The sequence below is a fragment of the Nocardia sp. NPDC004711 genome (genome assembly GCF_053601595.1).
This window is the reverse complement of sequence record NZ_JBSGCB010000092.1, coordinates 1-21,197: the sequence shown is the minus strand read 5'-3', so window position 1 is coordinate 21,197 and position 21,197 is coordinate 1. Positions and strand designations below refer to the sequence as shown.

At 64.5% G+C, this 21,197-nt stretch carries 28 protein-coding genes; 12 read left to right on the top strand and 16 right to left on the bottom strand.

Annotated elements, in window-relative coordinates; translation table 11 throughout:
- Positions 1 to 355: 355 nt before the first annotated feature.
- Together ACWEKS_RS45685 and ACWEKS_RS45680 are read right to left on the bottom strand one after the other, a co-directional pair.
- Positions 356 to 535 (bottom strand): hypothetical protein, encoded by a 180-nt coding sequence (locus tag ACWEKS_RS45685; protein WP_452345948.1) that lies wholly within the window; start codon positions 533 to 535, stop codon positions 356 to 358.
- A gap of 526 nt (positions 536 to 1,061) precedes the next feature.
- Complete coding sequence (locus ACWEKS_RS45680) at positions 1,062 to 1,247, bottom strand: hypothetical protein (protein WP_452345947.1); 186 nt, start codon at positions 1,245 to 1,247, stop codon at positions 1,062 to 1,064.
- A gap of 387 nt (positions 1,248 to 1,634) precedes the next feature.
- Here ACWEKS_RS45680 and ACWEKS_RS45675 point away from each other — a divergent pair, with 387 nt between their 5' ends.
- The 3 genes from ACWEKS_RS45675 (at position 1,635) to ACWEKS_RS45665 (ending at position 3,123) form a co-directional block, all read left to right on the top strand.
- Entirely contained in the window at positions 1,635 to 1,997 is a 363-nt protein-coding gene (locus tag ACWEKS_RS45675) for a TY-Chap domain-containing protein (RefSeq protein WP_452345949.1), read from the top strand.
- 304 nt (positions 1,998 to 2,301) lie between these two features.
- Positions 2,302 to 2,562 (top strand): hypothetical protein, encoded by a 261-nt coding sequence (locus ACWEKS_RS45670; RefSeq protein WP_452345946.1) that lies wholly within the window; start codon positions 2,302 to 2,304, stop codon positions 2,560 to 2,562.
- Between the two features lie 129 nt (positions 2,563 to 2,691).
- Complete coding sequence (locus ACWEKS_RS45665; protein WP_452345945.1) at positions 2,692 to 3,123, top strand: hypothetical protein; 432 nt, start codon at positions 2,692 to 2,694, stop codon at positions 3,121 to 3,123.
- Positions 3,124 to 3,413: 290 nt separating this feature from the next.
- Here ACWEKS_RS45665 and ACWEKS_RS45660 read toward each other — a convergent pair whose 3' ends face one another.
- The 4 genes from ACWEKS_RS45660 to ACWEKS_RS45645 all read right to left on the bottom strand — a co-directional run bounded on the left by ACWEKS_RS45660 (position 3,414) and on the right by ACWEKS_RS45645 (position 6,055).
- The gene (locus ACWEKS_RS45660) at positions 3,414 to 3,947 is read right to left on the bottom strand and encodes a dihydrofolate reductase family protein (protein WP_452345944.1); all 534 of its coding nucleotides are present in this window, start codon (positions 3,945 to 3,947) and stop codon (positions 3,414 to 3,416) included.
- Between the two features lies 1 nt (position 3,948).
- On the bottom strand, positions 3,949 to 4,872 hold the full coding sequence (locus ACWEKS_RS45655) for a helix-turn-helix domain-containing protein (RefSeq protein ID WP_452345943.1): 924 nt from the start codon (positions 4,870 to 4,872) through the stop codon (positions 3,949 to 3,951).
- Positions 4,873 to 4,998: 126 nt separating this feature from the next.
- Positions 4,999 to 5,304 carry a hypothetical protein gene (locus ACWEKS_RS45650; RefSeq protein WP_452345942.1) on the bottom strand — a complete coding sequence of 102 codons (306 nt, stop codon included), beginning with the start codon at positions 5,302 to 5,304 and terminating at the stop codon, positions 4,999 to 5,001.
- Between the two features lie 349 nt (positions 5,305 to 5,653).
- Positions 5,654 to 6,055 carry a nitroreductase family deazaflavin-dependent oxidoreductase gene (locus ACWEKS_RS45645; protein WP_452345941.1) on the bottom strand — a complete coding sequence of 134 codons (402 nt, stop codon included), beginning with the start codon at positions 6,053 to 6,055 and terminating at the stop codon, positions 5,654 to 5,656.
- Between the two features lie 97 nt (positions 6,056 to 6,152).
- Between ACWEKS_RS45645 and ACWEKS_RS45640 the strand changes: the two genes are divergently transcribed.
- Positions 6,153 to 6,821, top strand: coding sequence for a TetR/AcrR family transcriptional regulator (locus tag ACWEKS_RS45640; protein WP_452345940.1), 669 nt, complete (start codon positions 6,153 to 6,155; stop codon positions 6,819 to 6,821).
- Positions 6,822 to 6,884: 63 nt separating this feature from the next.
- Here ACWEKS_RS45640 and ACWEKS_RS45635 read toward each other — a convergent pair whose 3' ends face one another.
- The 3 genes from ACWEKS_RS45635 to ACWEKS_RS45625 all read right to left on the bottom strand — a co-directional run bounded on the left by ACWEKS_RS45635 (position 6,885) and on the right by ACWEKS_RS45625 (position 9,056).
- Positions 6,885 to 7,106: a hypothetical protein gene (locus ACWEKS_RS45635; RefSeq protein WP_452345939.1), complete on the bottom strand. Its 222-nt coding sequence runs from the start codon at positions 7,104 to 7,106 to the stop codon at positions 6,885 to 6,887.
- A 587-nt stretch (positions 7,107 to 7,693) separates the two neighbouring features.
- Positions 7,694 to 8,323 carry a hypothetical protein gene (locus ACWEKS_RS45630; protein ID WP_452345938.1) on the bottom strand — a complete coding sequence of 210 codons (630 nt, stop codon included), beginning with the start codon at positions 8,321 to 8,323 and terminating at the stop codon, positions 7,694 to 7,696.
- Between the two features lie 85 nt (positions 8,324 to 8,408).
- Positions 8,409 to 9,056 carry an MspA family porin gene (locus ACWEKS_RS45625; protein WP_452345937.1) on the bottom strand — a complete coding sequence of 216 codons (648 nt, stop codon included), beginning with the start codon at positions 9,054 to 9,056 and terminating at the stop codon, positions 8,409 to 8,411.
- 1,529 nt (positions 9,057 to 10,585) lie between these two features.
- Between ACWEKS_RS45625 and ACWEKS_RS45620 the strand changes: the two genes are divergently transcribed.
- On the top strand, positions 10,586 to 10,831 hold the full coding sequence (locus ACWEKS_RS45620; protein WP_452345936.1) for a hypothetical protein: 246 nt from the start codon (positions 10,586 to 10,588) through the stop codon (positions 10,829 to 10,831).
- Here the strand turns inward: ACWEKS_RS45620 and ACWEKS_RS45615 are convergent.
- The gene (locus ACWEKS_RS45615; protein WP_452345935.1) at positions 10,828 to 11,448 is read right to left on the bottom strand and encodes a gamma carbonic anhydrase family protein; all 621 of its coding nucleotides are present in this window, start codon (positions 11,446 to 11,448) and stop codon (positions 10,828 to 10,830) included. The genes ACWEKS_RS45620 and ACWEKS_RS45615 overlap by 4 nt on opposite strands.
- A gap of 301 nt (positions 11,449 to 11,749) precedes the next feature.
- Positions 11,750 to 11,977, bottom strand: a complete 228-nt coding sequence (locus ACWEKS_RS45610; protein WP_452345934.1) for a hypothetical protein — start codon at positions 11,975 to 11,977, stop codon at positions 11,750 to 11,752.
- An 89-nt stretch (positions 11,978 to 12,066) separates the two neighbouring features.
- Here ACWEKS_RS45610 and ACWEKS_RS45605 point away from each other — a divergent pair, with 89 nt between their 5' ends.
- On the top strand, positions 12,067 to 12,723 hold the full coding sequence (locus ACWEKS_RS45605; RefSeq protein ID WP_452345933.1) for an HAD family hydrolase: 657 nt from the start codon (positions 12,067 to 12,069) through the stop codon (positions 12,721 to 12,723).
- Between the two features lie 203 nt (positions 12,724 to 12,926).
- On the opposite strand, the gene ACWEKS_RS45600 is transcribed toward ACWEKS_RS45605, so the two are convergent.
- The 3 genes from ACWEKS_RS45600 to ACWEKS_RS45590 all read right to left on the bottom strand — a co-directional run bounded on the left by ACWEKS_RS45600 (position 12,927) and on the right by ACWEKS_RS45590 (position 14,736).
- A complete protein-coding gene (locus ACWEKS_RS45600; RefSeq protein ID WP_452345932.1) occupies positions 12,927 to 13,451 on the bottom strand; it encodes a DUF4265 domain-containing protein in 525 nt (174 codons plus the stop codon).
- Between the two features lie 33 nt (positions 13,452 to 13,484).
- Positions 13,485 to 13,871 (bottom strand): hypothetical protein, encoded by a 387-nt coding sequence (locus ACWEKS_RS45595; protein ID WP_452345931.1) that lies wholly within the window; start codon positions 13,869 to 13,871, stop codon positions 13,485 to 13,487.
- Positions 13,872 to 14,154: 283 nt separating this feature from the next.
- Complete coding sequence (locus tag ACWEKS_RS45590) at positions 14,155 to 14,736, bottom strand: RICIN domain-containing protein (RefSeq protein ID WP_452345930.1); 582 nt, start codon at positions 14,734 to 14,736, stop codon at positions 14,155 to 14,157.
- A gap of 692 nt (positions 14,737 to 15,428) precedes the next feature.
- On the opposite strand from ACWEKS_RS45590, the gene ACWEKS_RS45585 reads away from it, so the two are divergent.
- From ACWEKS_RS45585 to ACWEKS_RS45575, 3 genes are all read left to right on the top strand, one after another.
- Positions 15,429 to 15,650 carry a hypothetical protein gene (locus ACWEKS_RS45585; protein ID WP_452345929.1) on the top strand — a complete coding sequence of 74 codons (222 nt, stop codon included), beginning with the start codon at positions 15,429 to 15,431 and terminating at the stop codon, positions 15,648 to 15,650.
- A gap of 543 nt (positions 15,651 to 16,193) precedes the next feature.
- On the top strand, positions 16,194 to 16,370 hold the full coding sequence (locus tag ACWEKS_RS45580) for a hypothetical protein (protein ID WP_452345928.1): 177 nt from the start codon (positions 16,194 to 16,196) through the stop codon (positions 16,368 to 16,370).
- A 453-nt stretch (positions 16,371 to 16,823) separates the two neighbouring features.
- Positions 16,824 to 18,107 carry an FAD-dependent monooxygenase gene (locus tag ACWEKS_RS45575; RefSeq protein ID WP_452345927.1) on the top strand — a complete coding sequence of 428 codons (1,284 nt, stop codon included), beginning with the start codon at positions 16,824 to 16,826 and terminating at the stop codon, positions 18,105 to 18,107.
- Between the two features lie 215 nt (positions 18,108 to 18,322).
- Here the strand turns inward: ACWEKS_RS45575 and ACWEKS_RS45570 are convergent, their stop codons facing one another.
- Complete coding sequence (locus tag ACWEKS_RS45570; protein WP_452345926.1) at positions 18,323 to 18,733, bottom strand: thiol-disulfide oxidoreductase DCC family protein; 411 nt, start codon at positions 18,731 to 18,733, stop codon at positions 18,323 to 18,325.
- Between the two features lie 381 nt (positions 18,734 to 19,114).
- On the opposite strand from ACWEKS_RS45570, the gene ACWEKS_RS45565 reads away from it, so the two are divergent.
- On the top strand, positions 19,115 to 19,732 hold the full coding sequence (locus ACWEKS_RS45565; protein ID WP_452345925.1) for a GNAT family N-acetyltransferase: 618 nt from the start codon (positions 19,115 to 19,117) through the stop codon (positions 19,730 to 19,732).
- Between the two features lie 131 nt (positions 19,733 to 19,863).
- Here ACWEKS_RS45565 and ACWEKS_RS45560 read toward each other — a convergent pair whose 3' ends face one another.
- Positions 19,864 to 20,052: a DUF6193 family natural product biosynthesis protein gene (locus ACWEKS_RS45560; protein WP_452345924.1), complete on the bottom strand. Its 189-nt coding sequence runs from the start codon at positions 20,050 to 20,052 to the stop codon at positions 19,864 to 19,866.
- 28 nt (positions 20,053 to 20,080) lie between these two features.
- Between ACWEKS_RS45560 and ACWEKS_RS45555 the strand changes: the two genes are divergently transcribed.
- The gene (locus ACWEKS_RS45555; protein WP_452345923.1) at positions 20,081 to 20,590 is read left to right on the top strand and encodes a hypothetical protein; all 510 of its coding nucleotides are present in this window, start codon (positions 20,081 to 20,083) and stop codon (positions 20,588 to 20,590) included.
- Positions 20,587 to 20,973 (top strand): hypothetical protein, encoded by a 387-nt coding sequence (locus ACWEKS_RS45550; RefSeq protein WP_452345922.1) that lies wholly within the window; start codon positions 20,587 to 20,589, stop codon positions 20,971 to 20,973. Before ACWEKS_RS45555 ends, ACWEKS_RS45550 begins: the two co-directional genes overlap by 4 nt.
- The last annotated feature ends 224 nt before the right edge of the window (positions 20,974 to 21,197 follow it).

Genomic DNA, 21,197 nt, shown 5'->3' with positions numbered 1-21,197 from the left:
GCCCGCAGGATTGCCGCTGGTGCACCAGTACACCTGGTTTCGGTCGCCGACCTCGAGCAGACCGCCGGCGTACGGATCGATCGGAGGAAAAGACGCCGGCACGTTTGCCAAGGTTAGCGGAGGCACGCAGCATCGACGGCGGCGCGGGCGTTGACCTGGCCGTGGCACCAACGTACGGAACGTATTAGGGGGGAATGGACCTGGTCCAGCGGTATCCGCACATCAGCTGTTGCGGATGTCCTGCACCGCACCAGGTTCCGGCCGCCGGCGGCGTCCGCGCTGGCCGATTCGGTCAGCACGCCATGCGGCATGACAATGCTCGGCGTGCGGTGCCGCGCCGGCGGTGCTGCATCTGTCACTGGAGTTCGATGAATGTGTACTCTCCTGGGCGCCACACGTCCCAACTGTTGTCGTTGAACCCGCGAAGCATCGCGATCTCGGGACCTTCGAGTTCCTCAGCCGTCGGGTCGACGGAGAGCGTGCCCGTCTCGAACCGCAGTACAAGACCGACCCCGACCGCGTCCTCGGTGGACACCACGGTCTCATTGATCGCAGGCAGCAGCCATGGCCGGTTCGAACCCGCCCGGGTCGCGGCACGACAGGACACTGCCTGTACGAGCTGCTGAGCGGAGGAAGGAGCGGAAGCCGCAAAAGGTCCTCGCCGGTATCCTGGCCGGAATGGTCGGCTTCGATCTTCGCCGTCGACGTGACCGTGCCGAGCGGAGCCGTCTCGACCGCTTCGACACCGCTGCCACTCAACCGGTGGGTTCGAAATCCCGTCTTGTGCACGGCCTGCCGCCGGTTGACCCAACTGGGCTGTGGCTCAGGCTGGTTCAGCGCCGCCACCACCATGTTGGTCGGCACCGGCACCCTCTCCGGCGCCAGTGTGAGCCATGGCGGAACCCGGTTCCCGCCGGGCGTGGCCGGTTCGATTCGGGTACCTGGCCGCCTCGAATCTCGCCCGTCGTCCGGGGTTGGTCGATGTCGACTGACTTCGTCACCGCGCTCCAGCCCGCGCAGGACTGCATGGCTGCGGTGTCCAACCAGGTAAAGGCCGGCGGCTACGACGGCCGAGTCAAGGACTCGGTGACAGTGATGGCACCCGTCATGTCGCCGGGCGACATGGACATGATCAGAGCCTCCGCGGCGTAGACGTCGCCGTTCTCGAGAAGCAGGGCAGCCTCGTCGAGCTGGCGTGCGGTGCGAACGGCGGTGTCGTCGCCGGATTCGGCGGTCTTGATAGTCATTGCGTCGTCCTCCCTCTCCAGCCATCGGGTTTGCCCCGAGTGCGGCCGGTCGGGAAAGGTTAAGTGCGCCAACAGATTCGTGGCTACCGGATCTGCGACGACAACTTCCCGATCTGCGACAGGCAAGCACGAGCCTCGTCGGAATCGCTAGGTCGGCCAGGCGCAGAGTGTCAGTGGAGGCTCGTAGTCTTTGCGGCACATGACAACTCGCGATGTAACGGAGATTCGATGCCGGCGCTGGACGTCAAGCCAACACGCTGTTTGTCATCGGGGACGAGACGGCCGGAATGGCTGGACAAGGGGCTCCTGTGACCAGCTGGGACGAATTCGCGCGTGGACTCGCTTACCAGTTCGCCATCCTCCCCGGCGGGGCGATCCTTCTGATCGATACCGACGAACCCGACACTCAGCCCGGCTTTCGCCCAATTCGCTCAGTTCGAAGACATGCTGCACGCCGAACTCGGCGCATACGCCGACCTGGACCGTAACGCCGGGCTGCACAATCTCGGGCACCAGCTCGCACTGCGCGCGGGCTGGCATCCTCCTGACATCGACTGGGATAACTGGTGGTTCCAGGTGCCTCGGGCGGTGCAGCCGGTGGCCGGTCGAGAGTTGGCCGCCATGGTGATAGTTGGCCTGCGAGACGCGTTCCACGTTCCCAGCCCCGATCGGTTGGTGTACACAGCGTGGAATGCCCGCGCCGGCAACCGGCCGCTGGATCTTCCTTTGCTGGGGATCGCCAAGCAGTAAGCACCCGACCCTCACCGCCGCGTGCCAGTCGGCACTCGAACTCCGCGATTGGATGGGATTCGCTGCGCGGCATGGTGGTTCGGCAGTTGCCCCGATTCGGCATCGCGTACGGGCGTGGACGCTCATACTTCTGGGGATTGCGTCTAGAACACCGTGGCAGGCGGGCCGGCCACGGCCCGACGGGGTTGGTTATCCGACGGTCGATCGAGCTCGTTACGTGATTGCGGGCCCCCAGAATTCGCGGCAGTCCTGTGAGACGGACTCCACCTAGAGTTCTACGCAGCGCAATCCGAAGGAGACGGCGATGAAATCGGTTCTGCGAAGTCAACTCCCACAAGTACTGGTCAGCTGTCTTATTGCTGGCGTGCTCGCCGTCGGCACCGCGCAGGCCGCACCTGTCGTTCTCGACCCTGAGCAGTCCAGCGCGGCCGCCATCGCCACCGGCGACGATTCCGGTTCAGCGGCAACTGGGTCGGTCAGTTCATCGGAACTCGCGATACTGCGAGTGCTTCTGCTGTGCCCCCTGGGCCTCATGTCGGGTCAATCTTGCAATCTGATGCCGTGACTCTGCCGAACGACGAACCGATCTTCCCAGCGCAACAACACATTTGGTGAGAACATCCAGAACAAGGAGTGCGATTTGAAGTATCAAAGCCTGACGCGTCTGGGCTCATGCGCCGCCGGCATAGCGGTCTTGGCCGCGACCACGGTGTCGATGGCCTCGACGGCCGCCGCCGACGACTGGATCCAGGTTTCGGGTACGGTCCAGTGCGTCAACCAGACGTACACACTCACCGTGCCGGCATCGAAGATTCAGACCGGTATCTCGTCCTATTACTTCCTTGACGGCAAGAACTTGAACACCGCAACCATGATCGGCACCGAGCAGCCCATCCAGCACGGCCAGAACGCCACGGCTTCCTGGACCCCCACCACCAGCGGCACCCACACCGTGTGGTGGCGAGGCATTCAGGCCGGCGGCGGGGGCATCATCGGTCCTCAGGAAATCACTGTGGTCGACCAGGCGCCCGCTGGACAGAACTGCAATTCGACCACCGGCGGCGGCACGGGCAGCGCCGATTCCCTGCCGATCATCGGTCCGCTGCTGAGCCAGCTGGGTCTCTGAACCGAACGGGCACAGTCGAGCGGCGTCGGTTCAGATCAGTCCACGACCAGGCCTGTCACCGAGGGAGCACCGAACGCATTTCGATGATGTCATCGTCGATGAGCGCGGTTTCGAAACCTTGCCCGCGCCTCCGATGAAAAGGTCAAGGCAGCCCGCCTCGGTGCCGAAATCCTCGGCGCAACAACCCCTGCCGGTCGCCGCCTGACCGAGATCGGCCGATACCTCGACTACCTCGGCCGCGAGATGGTCCAGGCCGTTGAACGCTGACACACATCACCGCTGGTGGGGCGTCAGCGCACGACCGAGTAACGCACGCAGGCGAATTCGCCGTTATGGGCGACTTCCGTGGTCTTCAGTTCGAGGCGGCGGGGGAGCAGGGGTGCGCCCGCGCCCAGCGTGACGGGGGCGATGGAGACGATGATTTCGTCCAGCAGGCCCTGATCGGCGAATTGGCCGACCAGCTCGCCGCCGCCCATCAGCCAGAGGTCTTTGCCGTCGGCGGCCGCGGCCATCTCCTCGTGTACGACCTCCACCGGCTTCGAGGTCGATCGGACGTCGCGGCCGTCGTCGAAGGCCGGGAACTCGCGATGGGTGAACACCCAGGTCGGCATGTTGTAAGGCCAGGGCTCGGTGGAATTCTCATTGATCCATTGATAGGTGCTCGAGCCCATGGCGATCGCGCCCGCACCAGCCGCGAACCGGTTCAGTCCCAGCGGGCCGTCCCAGTCGACCTGCCGAGACAGCAGCCAATCCAGGTTGTGGTCGGGGGTCGCCAGGAATCCGTCCAGGCTGGTAGCGGTGTGGTAGACGGTCTTGAAGGTCACGTCATCCTCTCTGGTGTAGCCATTCGATGGGATCGCCGTCTCCGATTTCGGTTCCGGCGATGGATAACTCGGTTCGCAGCCAATGCCGTACGAGATACCTGCGGTGGGTGGAGTAGCTGAGGATGTGGGCGATCACGCTGCCGATGACGAAGCTCTGCGGCGGCTCGCACAGCGCATCGATCAGGGTGTCGTCCCACCCGCCACGCCGGGTGAGATCGCGGATGGTATCCAGCCACCGAACCGCTACGCGCTCATGGCGTTTCACCAATTCCGGGAGGGCGTCGTCGGCGGTCGTCGGGATGTCCTCGCCGTCGATCGCGGCCAGCCACACCTCCTTCGACTCGATGAGATGGGCGAGCACGGTGGCAATGGATTCCTCGGGCCCCCGGAACGACTCCACCAGCAGGCCCGGAAATCGCACCCGCCGGTACTGCGATTCGTCGAGTTGCGCTGCCATACTGAGGAGTTCGCGAGTGTCGTCGATATCGTGATGAATCAGCAGGGTCGTGGGATCCAGCACGGCCTGTTCTTTCGGCGCACTCGTCACCCACAGCGACATGGGCGGGTGAAAGTGGATGCCATTGCTCGTGGGCAACCACCGTCGGCGCTCGTCCGCGGGAGTCAGGCTCGGCGGATGCCCGAACGCGGCGCTGAACGCGCGGCTGAAACCCTCCACCGAGTCGTACCCGGCCGCGAACGCGACGTCGGTCACCGACTTACCCGTCGACAGCTCCCACGCCGCCCGCTCCAGCAGCACCCGCCGCTTCAGCGCCACCGGCGGCTCGCCGATACCGCGCGAGAACTGCCGGGTGAAATGGAACGGCGAAACGAAGGCATCAGCCGCCATCGCACCGAGCGTGGTGTTGTTCTCGTCCAGCACCGCGTCGAGCAGTTCGCGTAGTCGATCTCGTCCGGTCTTGGCCACACGACGAGTCTGCCAACGCGGCCCCGAAACCCGCTTGACCGATCTTGCTCAGCCTCCGACTCCACCTCGGCATACGGGTTCAGGCCGTACTCACACTGCAAAATGATGCGTTCCGCCAGCGCCGGATCAGCAGGGCCAGTTGACCTTCGCCTGCCTCTCACTGGCCGGTTCGGTCAGCGCGCTATGCGGCATCGAAAGACGTTCTGTGCGTCGGTGTCTGGACGTGGGGAACGTCCTCCTGATGCGCTTGTAGGGCTTGGTGTCCCGTCCCAACAGGGAGGACGTTCCATGAACAACGGTAATGGCTTGTCCCGGGGTGATCGCAACCGTAACGCGCGCCTGAACCGGCTGCGCGCCTTGGTCCCGACCGGCAATGCGATCGTCGGGATCGACTTGGCCGACCGCAAACAGATGGTCGTGATCACCGATCATGATTCGAAAGTGCTGGCCCGCAGAACATCCTGTCCCTACGGACTTCACGGAGGCCACCTTCTCCGGCACCACGTACTTCACGGAGGAGCCGCATGCCGCTCTGACCGCACCGGCCAGAACGCCGGGTCGGTGTGGCCTTCGAATTCGGTAGCGGCCCAGCGGGTTCGGTGTGGATGGAGATCAGGGTCCCCGAGGCGCGCACCGAAGTGCTCGATAGGTTGGCGGCGCGAGCCGGGGCGAGGCCCGCTCGCCGAGTCGACCGCGGTGCGTGACACGCCGCGCTGGCAGCCGGGTGCGACGATCCGGCGGTGTGCAGCGAGAACCCGGACCGGACCGGTACCTACGCCGATCAGCGAGCGGATTCGGAGCTGAAGGTCACCGCGTTGCCGAGGTCCATGCGCAGGAATTCGGTGATGCGGAACAGCTTCGGCGGGCGTGCGGCATCCGCGGGCAGCGCCTGGAATGCCTCGGTCTCCCCGACGATACGCGGGGCGGCGAGTTCCACGTCGCGGCCGCCGATCCGCAGGGATGCGCCACCGGCCGCCAGGACATTGCGCACCCAGTCCGCGCGCGAGCCGTAGACCAGCACGAACAGATACCCGCCCGGGACGGGATAGGCGTCGAGCGGGGTGCGGTAGGTCGTGCCCGAGGTGCGGCCGATGTGCGTCAGCACCGGCCACTTCCCGTTCGCGATCGCGCGCGGATTGAACAGCCGCTTGTTCACGTGCCCCCACCATCTCGGCATCGGCATCGGCATCTCCTTCTCTTACGGGCGTAAGGTTGACTTACAGCCGTAAGGTAGGCTTACGGGCGTAAGCCTGTCAATACCCTTCGAACCGGGAGCCGCAGTGCCACGAGGATCGCAACCGCTCAGCCGGGAACGGGTGCTGGATGCCGCCATCCGGGTCGCGGATCGCGGTGGCGCGGAATCGATCTCGATGCGACGGGTGGCCCAGGAACTCGGGGTGGAGGCGATGTCGCTGTATCACCACGTCCCGAACAAGGAGGCCATCCTCGACGGTGTGGTGGATGCGGTGTTCGCAGCGATCGACCTACCCGATACCGGCCGCGCGGACTGGCGGGACGCAATTCGGGTACGCGCCCATTCCGCCCGGCAGGTGTTGTCGCAGCACCGCTGGGCGCTGGGGCTGATGGACTCCCGCCGCAATCCCGGCCCCGCCACGCTCCATCACCACGATGCGGTGCTCGGAGTCCTGAAAGCGGCCGGGTTCACTCTCGCCGACGCCTCGCATGCCGTCTCCCTCATCGACAGCTACATCGGCGGTTATGTTCTGCAGGAAGCGAATCTGCCCGCCGCGACCCCTGCCGATGTCGAGGACGTGGCGAGCGACATCCTCGAGCGCCTGCCCGCGGATCGGTACCCGCACCTGCGCGAGCTGATCACCGATCACGCCCTGCGACCGGGCTACGACCATACGGGCGAGTTCACCTACGGCCTGGATCTGATCCTGGATGCGCTCGAAGCTCGCCGCAGCCCCGGGCAGGGTCCCCGCTGACCTGACGGCGTGGGCTGGCACCACACCCAACCATTCATGTCAGGATTTCCTGACAGGATTCGGTCACGTAGGCGAGGCAGAAGTTCCGGTAGTCATCGGCACTGTGCTCTGGGGCTCTGCGAGCCGGTGCCGGCCACCGGCCGAGGGTGCCACCGCGTCAGGGTGCACGGCTGTGGGTATGTCCAGCAGAGCGTGCAGACGGGCGAGGAAGGCGTCGATGCTGCCGTAGCGCGCGAGGATCTGCGCGAGCAACTCGTGTGCAGTCGATCCCATCAGATCGGTCATTTCACCCCATGAAGGTTCACCGACCGGTCGGGCCGGTTCCCTCCGGCATTCTGCACCACGATCGCGACCGTGTAGCTAATTCGGAGATATCTGCGCCCTGATCCGCGCCGAGCACGACGCCATCGAGGCGCGGATGTCCGGAGGTGGCACATCCCACGCTGACCACGTCGGAAGGACGAGGGTCTCGCCCCAGCGTCGCGGTAGCGCACGTTAGGCGAGACCCTCGTATCGGCTCAGCGGGGTCAGGGGGTTGTGTGCTGCGCCGACACCTCAGCGCATACCAACAGGTCGGCCTTCTCAACCGGTCGGTGCCCGATCGTGGCCGAGGGATGATGAGGTCGTTACCCGCCCCATCCCGTCCACCCATGTCGCTGAGTGCTCGAAAACGATCGATGCGAACAATCCGCTGGCACAACGGCGTCGGACCATCGAGCGGTCTGGTAGCCGGTTGCGCCCGCGGTGAGGAGGTCTGCCACGTCGAGATACGCCACCCTCGGTCCGTTCGCGCCCTCTTCGATCCACTCGGGGTGAGCAGCATCGGACCGTGAAGCGCTGCGGTCGGTGCTGTTGCTGGGGATAGCCCGGGATCAGCTGATCGTGTCGATGAGCCAATTGCCCAGACTTTGTGTCATCACCTCGTCGCTGTCGTCGATGCGTTCACGATCGAACTCACCGTTGCCGAACCAATCGACCTCGGCCTGGGAGCGCACTTTGATTTTCACCGGAATCCGGGGCCACCAGCCCACGCGTTCCATCAACGCGCCTTCCTCGCTCCGGTGCGGTGTCCCGTTCCAGGACACGTAGAACCCGGTCCGGGTATCGACGCGTTCGGTTTCCGACTTCGCGAGCGCGTAGCGGGCAAGCAGCGCGCCGCGCCCGAGACCACCGACGGTGAGCGAGTATTCGGAACTGCGTACATCGTTGGCAAGGGTGATCGTTTCGGTGATCACCGAGGAGTTGGTCTCGAGATCGGCCGCACCGTTGTTGTATCCGACCAGGATGACGTCGTAGCCGGCGGCGTGGAGGCCCGCAAGCAGCGAGTACTCCTCGCTGGCGACATCCTCGAGGAGAACGTCGAGGTCGGTTGGCCGGTTATGGATGGAACCGGCGGCGATGATGAACGGATCGACGAGATTGGCGCCGTCGGCCGGATACAACCGCGCCTCACCGGCATCGAACTTCCAGGTCTCGGCCGGCTCGGGGATAGCGGGCATCATGTCCTACCTCTCCTTCGTGCGAGCATTGCCTGTTCAGCGAGACACATTGTGGTGCAAAGGATTTCAACTCGACCGTGCCACCGTTTCAGAAGGTGAACTGGTCGCCGTAGGCGGTGGTCTGCACCAGCCGCTCAGCGGTGCTCACCGTGGTGGTGATGAAAGGGACGGCCGATACCGGCGAGGCGCATTGGGCGATATTGAGCGCGGCATTGTTGAACGCGATGCGATGCGGGAAGGTCGTGGTGGCATCCAGGCGGGCCGTCTCGGTTCTGGCGATAGTGACCTGGCCGGGTCCCAAGTTCGCGAACACGCCTTCGCCCACGCCCAGATTCCCGATGACACCGGGCCTGATCACCCGACCGGGAATTCTCGCGCCCAGCCGTTGATCGGTGCCGATCTCGACACCGAAGCCGCCGTCCACACTGATCCCGCAGCCGAGGATGAATCCCGCGACCGCCTCACCGGAGGTGATCTGGCCACCGTCGACGGTGACCGAGTAATCGCCGGACATCTGCGCGGCATGCGAGAACGTCATCAGGAAGTTCGGTGTCCGGTCACCGGGCGGGTTCGCCTCGATGCTGCCGACCGACGCCGTCAGATGAACTCCGCCACCGGAGACATCCGCGCTGGGCGGCTGGGCGCGGCCGACTCCAGCGCCACCGATACACAGGCCTGCCACGGCCAGATTTGCCGCGACCGCAGCGGCCACAGCGCCGGTGAACGAACCTCGCATGCCTGAGCCTTCCGGTTCGCGACGATAGGCAACTCGACAGCACACGAACAAATCCACATGGGAGGGATACCGTTCGGCAAGCCTAAACGGCGCCACCGGCCAGGCGATGTCACGGCCAGGCGTGTCGACCAGGGCACCCGGCGTCGACCCGCGTCGATCCCGACGGACATCGACGCCGAAGCCGCCTCCCTCCCGCCCGAGTACGCGGCGACCAGGACACAAACATCGATCGGTGAAGGGTCAGGGCCAGCGAATCCGAGCGTCAGGGCCAGTGGATCCCAGCCGCGCCGGCACGTCCTCGATCCGGACCGGTGACCGGCACGTCGGCGCATGGCCGACGCGCGACGGACGGGCCATCGCACCCTCACCCGAGCCACGGCGGTTCGTACGACTCGGTCGCGCCCGACCAGGCCAACGAGGGACACCTCGCCCCCGAGGGGTAGTCAGTCGAGCACTGGCGCGCCATTCAGTTCGGAAAGGCCTCCAGCCCTGCCAGTGACGCCTTTTCTGCTCTCTACGGAGGAGCCGAATTGCCCTGTTTCCGGGGCATCGTGCCGGGAGACAATCAACAGGTCGATACCGCGCGAGATGCGTCGGTTCACGCATCAGGAGCTGCTCATGATTGCGCCGGTCATACCCCACCGGCAACGGTCGACAGCACCAGAGCGCTCGGCCACCAGAGCGCTCGGCCACTGCCTGTGCTGGGCGAGTCCCGAAATCGCCGCAGAGAACACAATGACGACATCTCGCGACCGTGACTCCTGGTCACAGGACCCCGCACACCAGCATGAGCTGATACATCGGCACGAGCTGACTGCCTGCCACGTCACCCGGACGGCTGGACATTACAAACACGGTGGCGGTCACTGCAGCCGGTCAGTGCATCCGCCGAAGATTCTCCGGACTACCACCGTCATGCTCGGATCCCTTGCTGCCGCGACAGTGATCGCGTTCGGTGCGTCGGCGAATACGCCGACCGTCGAACTCCCACAAGTACCCAGCAGTTTCTCTGGCGAACTGCGCGGGGACAACCTTGGCACCTGCGCGGATATCAGCCCGGACTCCCCGGGTCGTGCTGGCATCCTGGTCCGCTCTTTCGACGGTCCGGAGGCGACGCATACGCCGCCTCCGACAACCACCACAACACCGCCGCTGCATCCCCCACCGCCGGTGAATCCCCCACCGCCGGTGCTTCCCCCACCGATACTCTAGGTCTGAGCATCGATACCGCTCGCAGGGTATGAGGCGCAATCAGATTCGGCCGCCGCGGACCAACCGCGTCAGCGCCTCGAACCCAAGACAGTTGCGCCAGCCTACCGGCCTGTCGTGCTGGGAGAACTGGATGCCCCAAGCCCGCCACGCCCTGTATGCCGACGGGGAAACCCTTCATATCTCCACCCGGCCCGGATCGGTCCGAAACACCCGAGACATCACCCGATTCGTCGCACTGGAAGGTCGGGTCTATTCCCTGGCCGCCCGCAGCCGTGCTCGACTAAGGCGATGTGCCTGAGGACTTCCCGCTGCGAGACATGCTGATCTCACAAGGCAAACTGGCCGGTTATGACGGCGGCTCCGCGATCGCCGGACCCGATGGCGCCTGGCTGGTCGAGCCGGTGATCGGTGCGGAACGCCTCGTGATCGCCGATATCGATCCCGCCCGGGTAGCCCAGGAACGACAGAACTTCGATCCTGCCGGGCACTACTCTCGCCCCGATGTCTTCTCGGTCACTGTAGACCGCCGCCGTCGCTCCCCTGCAACCTTTCTCGACGACTAGCTACTGCCACCACTGCGGCGCAATTCGTGCAAGGGAGTCGACACGTCGCGGCCGGTGCTGAGTCGCGGCCGGTCGATCGGAATTTCGGCCAGTGGTGTGGTCTCCCGCATCGAAGCCAACGACCTCTTGGCCAATTCCTGATAAACCTTGACGCCGTTTGCCTTCCACCGCAACGTCTGCTCATCCAACGGCCGGGTCTCGGTGACCGGATTACCCACCGCGAGATGCTCTGCGGGGATCGTCGTGTCCGCCCGAACCATGCTCCCGGCGCCCACGAGCGCGCGTGCCCCCACCCGTGCGCCATCCATCACGACTGCGTTCATGCCGACCATCGCCCCCGACTCGATCACGCAACCGTGCAGTACCGCACCGTGCCCGATGTGAGATTCAGCTTCCAGCAACAACTCTCGCCCCGGAAACGAATGCAGCACACAGCCATCCTGAACATTGGATCCCGCACCGATGACGATCGGGCCGAAGTCGCCTCGGACGCTGGCCACCGGGCCGATGTAGCAGCCACTTTCGACCACGACGTCTCCGATCAGCACTGCCGACGGGTGCACGAACGCGTCGGCGGCTACAACCGGTATAACTCCGTCAATCTCATAGCTGGGCATACCCACTCCTGTTCCCCCGGGCGGCCCCGGTCCCTTTTCGGAGCCTCTCACAACATCTCAGGGCGTCAGAATTCGGCATTGAAGCAGGGCTTGAGCCTGTAATCGGCATACCGTGCACTGTCGGCGGTCGGGCAGCCGTCCGAGATGCCCTCGGCCCATTGATCTTCCGAGGTACCGCGCTGGCCGGTTCGGTCAGCGCGGTATGCGGCAATTGAGTATGTTCGCTGCATCGGCCGCGGCCTCTCCTAGCGGGGCTGTGTCGGAATCCGGTTGCCGATCCCGCAGCGCACCGACACACTGCTCACGTGAATGACGAGACCTCGGTGAACGACTGATCGTCGCTGAGAAGGTGGTTCAGGCTCTCCGCGCCATCAGGACCGAAATGGACTGCAGTATCCACGAGGCCATCGATGAGTTCGGGCTGCGTTATAACCGTCTGCGCCCGGAACGACCGGACGATTTCACACTGCCGCACGGCGAGTACGGTCGCAACGTCTACATCTGAGTGCCACGACTGCTGCGCCGACACCGCATGTCTCCCGCGCCTCGCGCTGGCGGATTCGGTCAGGGCGATAGGCATTACGGTGCGTTCGGGAAGGAGCTGATTTGAGACATCCGATGGCATTGTTCGACCTGGATGACACGCTCGTGGATCAGACCGGAGCATTCGGCCTGTGGGTATTCGAGTTCGCCGAAGAGCATCGGCTGCCAGACGGTGCGGTGGGCTGGCTGCAAGCCGCTCCGAAGATGTGGCCGGGGCCGAAGGAGCGAATGTTCAATGAGATCAGAGCACATTTCAGGCTGGCCGAACCAGTTGAGCTGCTGTGGCAGCGGTACCGGCACAGAATGCCCGAACTCGTGCGACCGCGGCCGGGAGTGCTGGAGGGCCTCGCGCTGCTGCGCGGCGGTGGATGGATCGTCGGCATCGTCTCCAACGGTGCACTGGACAATCAGCTCGGCAAGCTCGAACGCACCGGGCTCGCTGAACACGTTGACGGCTACTGCATTTCAGGTGAGGTCGGCTTACGCAAGCCGGATGTCCGCATCTTCGAGCTCGCCGCTCGCCAGATCGGTGCCGATGCTGTCGAGCAGGGATGGATGATCGGCGATGACCCCGAACTCGACGTCGCCGGTGGACACCGCGCAGGAATGCGGACCTGCTGGATAAGCCACGGACGCACGTGGAATGCAGATCTGCCTGTCCCGACCCGTCAGGCACACGACACCAGAGCGGCGATCGACGCGCTGTTATCCCCCGACGCGTCACCGCGATAGCGGGATTCTCTTCAGTACCGATCAGTCACGTCGGCTGCCCACCGGCCCTGCGGTTCGACACGCGCCATTCGGCAGTTGCGGACGTTCCGCCGGCCTCGGATCGGCACGGCCAGTTGATCTTCCGACACACGCGCTGGCCGGTTCGGTCAGCGCGGTATGCGGCATGAGCGGATACCACGAGTGGATTCGCCGAAGGCGGTCGGCTACCCGGCCTCGTCCCATTCGTCGCCGATGCATCCCTCGTCGTAAGCCCACCACCCGTCTCGTTCGCCTTGGCGGAGCAGACGTTTCACGGCGGACAGATCGGCATGCGTGGGAATACTGAGGGCGACCATCCCGTATTGCTGAAGGCCCTCGTAGTTGGCTCCCAGTGACGCAAAGGTATCGATCACTTGCTGCAGGTCGCCTGCCAATGGTCCTGAGCGGTAAGGGATTACGCGGATCGTGCAACTGCCCGACCACGACACGTGCTCCGTCATCCGCAGCAGGCCCGCGCTGTCGGCAGCGACCCGAATGATGTCACCGATGGCCAGCCCGCGGACGAACCAGGGGGTGTTGGCGAGTTCGACGAGTCCCGGCTCGGTCGAAGGGAGTGCCCACATGGATTCGGTACCTACGGGCGGCCAACCGTCCTCATCCACCTCGAGGTCGAAATGAACGCGAACATGGCTCGCCCTTTCCTCATGCGATTCGGTCTGCCGGTCGATCATCACCACAGAATGCACCATGCCCGGATGTTCGGCCGGACGTAGCGCCGGCTTTCATTCCACAGCGAACACGTCCTCACCGGGACGCCATACGCCCCAGCTCCAGTCGGGGAAGCCTGAAATCATCGCGATTTCGGGGCCAGTCAGTTCCTCGAGTGCCGGATGGATGGAGACCGCACCTATACCGAACCGCACGACAAGTCCGAGGCCAACAGCTTCCTTGGTCGATACGACGGTCTGGCTGATGAAGGCGCACAACGTATCCCGATATCCGGCATCTCCCAGCGACCGAGTAATGCCGTCGGCGTGAACGGTCGGCCACACATAGCAGGTCAAGCGTGGGCCGTCGAAGTCGAACTGCAGGTAATCCCTGACGAACACCACCGAGGCAAGTTCGAGACCGACCAGGCGAGCGAGCAGCGAATCTCCGAGGGGGTCCATTGGCCTTCCTGGCGGGTGAACTCAGTGGGTTGAGCGGGTTGAACGAACGAACAATAGCCACACCTGGCCGTACCGCTCGTACTGACTGCTACCTCACAACGGTCTGCGTGGTGCACACCGATCGGCAGTTGCATGTGATCGGTCGGCCTCGGATCGGTATGGCCACTTGATCTTCCGGTGCGCCGCGCTGGCCGGGTTGGTCAGCGCGGTCAGCGGCAGAATAGTGCGTTCGGAGCGATCTACCAGAAGGTCAGGCACCTTCCGGATTTCGCCCGCAATAGATTTACCAGCGTTGATTGGCTTGACCGTTGCACGGGTACGTGACGACCGGTGCCGGATCAGGGTTCGCCCCCTGGATATCGAGGCAGAAGTCATTCAGATAGCTACGGATTTCCGCGCCATTCCTGTACCAGGCTTGATTGAGCTGACCGTTACACGGGTACGTGACCACCGATGCCGGATCAGGGTTCGCCCCCTGAATATCAAGACAGAAACCATTCATTCCACTACGGATCTGCTGGCCGTCCCAATACCAGGCTTGATTGGACTGACCGTTACACGGGTACGAGACGACCGGCGCCGGATCAGGGTTCGCCCCCTGAATATCAAGACAGAAACCATTCATTCCACTACGGATCTGCAGGCTGTCAGCTGACGCCGTAGACGCTACAGTCAATGCGGCAATAGCCGTCAGCAATAGAATGACAGATCTACGAATGCCTTTGAGCACGTTCTTTTCCCCCTCCAGTTGCAGCCCCGCTGGCGGCAACTCCGGATGGAGGCTAGCACAGCCACCCGGCGCCGTCTCGGCAGTTTCTCCGAGGCTGAGAATTGACGAAAGGCTCTGCTGCGATACACCTTCCACCCTTCGGGTCCAGCGTCAGTGGGCCGTGGCCCTGCGTCATGGCTTCTCCGTGCGATTGATCGGTGATGACGGGTACGACATGGAGATGGGAGTGGCGGATTACCAGTTCGCGAATGCTGTCGGCCTCCGGGTCGGGCGGAGTTGGTTGATCATCTACGGACCGCTCCTCACCGCAGGCAACTGGTCTTTCCCGATGGAAGGCCCGAACCCCGGAAGACGCGGTCGCGCGGGCGCAGTGGGTTCGGCAGGCGCGCCCGAGCCTCATCGACACTGAACACCGGAGTGCGCGACCGACATTCACCGAACGCCACCTTCGTGACACCGAGGCCCGATCATCCTGCCTCGCAGCCACAGCGTCACCTGTACCGACTTCGGATGGCGCACAAGCGATCTGCGGCACGCCTCTGCTTTGCGGTGTCTCGAACGGGTTGCCCTCAGCCGGGCGGCAGTGTCGGTGACCTGTTCGGCCGGCCATGCCTAGCCATAGCGAAGTGCCAGGTTTGTCCTCGTGAATTGGGTGGTCCGGGCTGAGCAGGTCGATAGACGAGTGCGTTCGACCGGCAATCGTTTTCGAACGGTTGCCGCGTCCAACTATTGTCGAGCATCGTGCGAACCGTCGATAAGCAAACCCCAAGATTTCGTTAACGCCGTCCTCGCAGAGTGGTCTTGTCAAACAACGAAGGGAGAACACAGTGAAGGCACTCGCGAGCACAGCCGTCATCGGCGGAGTCATTGCGGCGGCGGTCATCGGATTGGCCGGGTCGGCGGCGGCGACGGCGACGCCGGTAGTGAACACCTGGTGTCCACACAGCGAGTTGATGCATCCGACGTGGGATGTGAACACCGGGGAACCTGTCATCTGCGTCAACACCGGGATCAGCGGGTACATGTGGGTTCCTGACGCCACCCGCTGATCCCCGGCCACTGCCGCGGATTCACGTGGCGCCCCTTCGGATCCATGCCGGTGAGCGAATCTGGCTGTGCCCCAATCACCGAAGCGTCCAGCCGACGCAATCCGCAGCAGAGGCCGACACCCGAAAAGCATATCCGCTGCCAGATCCATCGAGTGGCAGACCGGTAGCTGGGCTGATTTCCGGGCGGCAAGCCGCTCGGTCATCGGCAGTAGCGGACGTTCTGCACCGCACCAGGTTCCGGCCGCGGCGCCCCGCGTTGGCCGGTTCCGTCAGCGCGCCATTCGGCATTCCAAGACGTTCGCCCGCGGGTCGGCTACGTCAGATGATCTCTGGGCGTTGGTCTTCCAACGTAATTGTGCTGGCCGGTTCGGTCAGCGCGGTCAGCGCAGCCGTAGGCAATGGCGGATGTCTTGTACAGCAATGATTCCCGCACGCTGTGGCTAGTTGGATCTCTCGCCGGCGTAAGCGGGGAACCGTTCCCGTATCGCGGCGTCGAACGCGACGACGCTGGGAATATCCGCATCTGAGGATGTCACCGACGAAATGGAATTGCACTGGCTCACGCCGAAGGTCGTCTTCGACCTGGCGGCGACGGGTTATGCGGTCCATCTAGACCTCTATAGTCCGGATTATTGGCGCTTCGTCGACGAAGTCAAACAACTCGAAGCCGAGGCGTACGAGGAATATGACGAAGACGACGAGGATCAGGACGAAGACTGACCGCCCCACGGGTCCCGGTGAACCGCGCGGGTTTGGCAGAAACGAATGCCACTGAGCCGCAGCAGCTCTCGCCGCTGGCCGCCCGGTCAGCGCGGTATGCGGCATGAGCGGATGATTGGCGCGCTGGTCGCTCGGTGCCGATGATTCGCGAGCAACCCCGAACTGTCGCCTGCCAGCTTGAAGGGACCACCACGTTGCCAGTCGTGGGACCACCGACAGCGGGTGGTCCACTGAGCGAACATGTTCCAGATCCGTTGTGCGGACCGATCATGGCGAGAGCGGCCGGACGTTCCATAGGTAGCGGAGTTCAGGGTGTTCGCGGGAGCGTGGATGCGGTTCCGGCTGCACCGATGAGTTTCGGGTGGATCCGTAGTCGATACGGCTGGATACACCGACAGCGGTGGGCCTGTGCGGGGAGCGTTCCGGTGCGGGAGGAAACACATGGAGGCAATGATGAGTGTCGACGACCTCGGGCAGGAGTGCACGATCCTGACGGGTGAGCAGGAGCCGCCGGTGAGCGGTGCCAGGGTGTTGGTGGCGGGGGCGAGCATCGCCGGGCCCGCGCTGGCCCACTGGTTGCGCCGACGGGGAGCCGAGGTGACCGTAGTCGAGCGAGCGCCCGAACTGCGTCCAGGCGGGCAAGCGGTGGACGCGCGCGGAGTAGCCAAGGAGGTCATCCACCGGATGGGTCTGGACGCGGCGGTACGCGCGGCCCGCACCGAGACCGCCGGCGCGTACACGATGGACGCGGACGGGAACGTGCTGGAGACCTTCCACGCGGACGACGACGGTGGCGACGGGTTCATCGCGGAGATCGAGATCCTGCGCGGGGATCTGTCCCGGGTGCTCTACGACGACACCCGCGCCGGTGTCGAGTACCTCTTCGGCGACCGGATCGCCGAACTCACCCAGGACGCGGATGGGGTCGACGTGAGTTTCGCAAGCGGCGACCGGCGCCGCTTCGATCTGGTGGTCGGGGCGGACGGGCTGCACTCAGCGCTGCGCGCGATGGTCTTCGGGCCGCACGAGCGGTTCCTCCGCCACCTCGGGCACGTGCTGGCCTTCTACAGTGTGCCCAACGAGTTCGGGCTGGATCGCTGGCTGCTCGAGTACCAGGAGCCCGGGCGCTCGGCCCTACTGCGCCCCATTCAGGACGCTACGCGGGCGATGGCCATGTTCTACTTCGCCGCGGCCGACTTCGACGTCGACTACCGTGACGTCGAGGCCCAGAAGCGCCTGCTGCGTGAGCAGATGGCGGGCCTGGGCTGGTTGACCCCGGACATCCTGGCGCATCTGGACGACACCCCGGACTTCTACCTCGACCAGGTCGCCCAGGTGGTGATGGACCGCTGGTCGATCGGACGGGTGGGGCTGCTCGGGGACGCGGCGTTCAGCTCATCGCCGATGTCCGGGCAGGGCACCGGGTTGGCTCTGGTCGGCGCCTACCTGCTGGCCGGTGAATTGGCCGCCGCCGGATGGGATCCCGCGGCCGGATTCGCCCGCTACGAGGCGCGGATGCGGTCGTTCGTCGAGGCCAACCAGGAGATCGGCCGGTTGAATGCCCGCAGCCGCGACGTCCCCGGGCCGGACGCCGAGCCGGGTCCCGATTTCGCCGGCGAATGGTTCACCGAACTGCTCGAGCGCGCCATCAACGGCGTTGAGTTGCCCGACTACTCCGGGGTGCCCGACACCGGGGCCCCATCCGGACCGGCGATCATCTCCTCGGCCAGGCCGTAGCGGTCATACAACGCGTCGAGCGGGGACGACGCTTCGGTAGGCACCGCCCGGGCCGGTTCAGCTCATGCCGCTGGTCACGCATTCGGGAACGCGGCCTCCACCAGCCGAACGTGCGATAACTTGTTCCACTTCTGCACTGCGTCCGGTGGTCCCAGGACTGGCAACGTAGTGGTCCTACAACGGTGGCAAACGACAGAACCGGGTGCGGTAGGCCGTCAATGCTGCTTTGGGCTGGGGAAGGCGCAGGCCGGAGTACCGCCAGGTAGACGATGCCGGTTCTTGGCGATGAGACGGTACACCATAGCGGCGAGCCAGCTGACCGGCGGAATCAGCATGATCGTGCCTACTGCTCGCCACGGCTGTGCGGCACGTCGCAAGAGCAGCGCGCCAGCGCGCGCTCCTGATGCTCGGCCTCCCTCACCGTCGATCCACTGAACAGCGCTTTCGACCTGTTGTTCTGTCAGTCCTAGGGCGGGCAGGTCGAGTCGTTGCCACGGAACGAACTCGACGTCCGGTCGTATTCGATTCCGGATGCGATCGACACTGGCAGTGCAGAACGCACAGTCGCCATCGAAGACCACTAGGGGCCGTGCTGCGGTCTGCGTGGTGAATATTGAGTCCGTCATGGGTCTCCCTCCCCCGGGACCTCACTGCCGATCCTAGATTTCCAGTGGCACACAGGGAATCCCGCGAACCGCCGCCGAGAGCGACATCACTCCAGACTCGCTCGCCGGCAGTTGCGGACGCTCGGCCGACGTCAGATGGGCACGGCCGGTTGATCTTCCGCCGCCCCGCGCTGGCCGGTTCGGTCAGCGCGGTATGCGGCAGAATAATGCGTTCGCCTGGACCTCGGATGCGTTCCTTGGGCGAACGCGGCAGCGGCTGGGTATCGTCAGAGGTCGTAAGCGGAGATCGCACTTGATTACTGGTGTGTATCAACGGTTTTGAAAGTTGCGCGGATGGTCGGCGCAGCGATCGATGGGGGTCGACTTGTCGAGACTGCGGTTATGGCTGTGCTGATCCGAGCTGCCGACACCGGCGACGTCGATTCCGTGGCAGGCGTGCTGGCGACGGCATTCGACGACGACCCCTATGTCGGGTGGCTACTTCCGGACTCCGAGTCGCGGGTGGCGCGCGCCACGAAGATGTTCGCCGCGCTGGCCCGGCACCACCTGCTGCACGGTCATGTCGATGTCGCCGTGGACGCCGCCGGCACCGTGCAGGGTGCGACCCTGTGGGCGCCACCCGATCGTTGGCGGCACACCATTCGCGCTCAAATGGGCATGTTGCCCAGCCTGTTACAGGCGTTCGGTCCGAGTATCCCGCGGCTGGGACTGGCCGATCACCAGAAACAGCGCGTACACCCGAGCGAGCCGCACTGGTACCTACAGGCGATCGGAACATCTCCGGGTACGCGTGGAATGGGTTATGGCCGTGAGCTACTGCAGTCCCGACTCGGCCCCTGCGACCACGAAAGCGCTTCCGCCTACCTGGAAACCAGCAATCCAGGAAATCTCGCCTACTACAAGCGCTTCGGATTCACGGTTCGCGATCAGACGACGATGCACTTCGGCGGCCCACGAGTGTGGTCGATGTGGCGGCCACCGCAGCAGAACGCTCACTGAGCCGCAAGAAGGCACGCTCATCGGCAGTAGCGGACATTCTGCGCCGCACCAGGTTCCGACTGCCGGCGCGCTGCGCTGGCCGGTTCGGTCAGTGCGGTATGCGGCAGTAGCGGACGTTTCCAGGAACCGATCTATGGGAGGTCCTCGGCGGTCCCATCGATCGCAGGCCCACACCCTGCCGGCAGGTGTGAGGCGATCAACGCAACCGCTTCTGCGGCAGTCTCACCGACAAGGGCGAGGACGATGCTGGCGCGGTAGGTCAGCGCCAGCTTGTCGTGGTGCTTAGAGAAGTGCCAGAACCTCCCGGACTTGCTGGTCACGGTACTGTAGGCGATCAGGAGGGGATCGATGACAGGTACGGATACTCCGCGGGGCCGCAGCCGCGCGGTTCGTCTGGGCCGGGTCGCGGTTGCGGTGGTGGCGCTGGTGGGGCTCCCGCTGTTCGGAATTCATCGATTTCACCAGTGGCAGGACCGTCCGGTCGAGTCGGTGCGGATCGCCGATGAGGTGACTGTCGCCGGGTTCGAGCGGGTCGCGGTCTTCAGTTGGTCGCCGGGCGACGATCTGCCCGAGGGTTTGGCGTATTTCGCTGGGCCGCAACCATATCCGGATCCGGTAGCCGCGGTGGCGGTGCCGTCGATTCCTCTGCGGCCCGTCGATCGAGCCCAGGCGACGGCAGACGGAGAGATCTGGATCGCGAGCGGGTCGCGCCCAGATCGCTGCAGCGCTTCAGTGCATTTCAACCCCGACCTGACGAAATACACCCTGGACTACCCCGCAGTGAAGGCGAAACTGGCCGCTGCCCGCAGCGCTGGGAAGCTCCTCGTCCTGGTACACGTCACGGGTTGCGGAGTATGACCGTCGAACAGAAGCAGGTCGACTACAGGCGTGGCCGGGCCAACACCTTCGCGGTCAGTTCGGTTGTGGTCGGCCTGCTGGTGACGCTCGTCACCGCCGTCGTATCCCTGACTGTGATGACGAGCTACTCGGACTTCATCTACGGCGGTGGCGACTGGCATCGGTTCACCAGGGGTGCGTCGGAATCTATACCGGCACAGGCGTGCCTGTGGATGTCCTGGTTCGTCGCGGGCCTGACCTGCATGTACCTCGGCAGGCGCGCTGTCGTGCGCGGTCGGAATATCGTGTGGGCATTCGTGATCGCCCTGATCGTGTACGAGATCGGATTGGATGTGGCCATCGAGATCGCAACACGCGGAGTGGATTCGGCCTACCGGTCGTAAGCGTCCCTGCAGTCTTGGTGCTATGGGTCCCCGCCCAGAGCGGGATTCCAAATGAATCTTTGGCGATGTGCGGCAGGATCCATGGGTGTGGTTTCGGCAGTTGGTGATTGGTTTCGGGTGTTGACAGTGTACGTTCCACAGATCGCGATCTAAGTACTCCACTCGCACACCGGCATCCCGATCCGGGGAGTCCTGCGCCGGGCTCTTTCTGCCCTGCGAGGCCG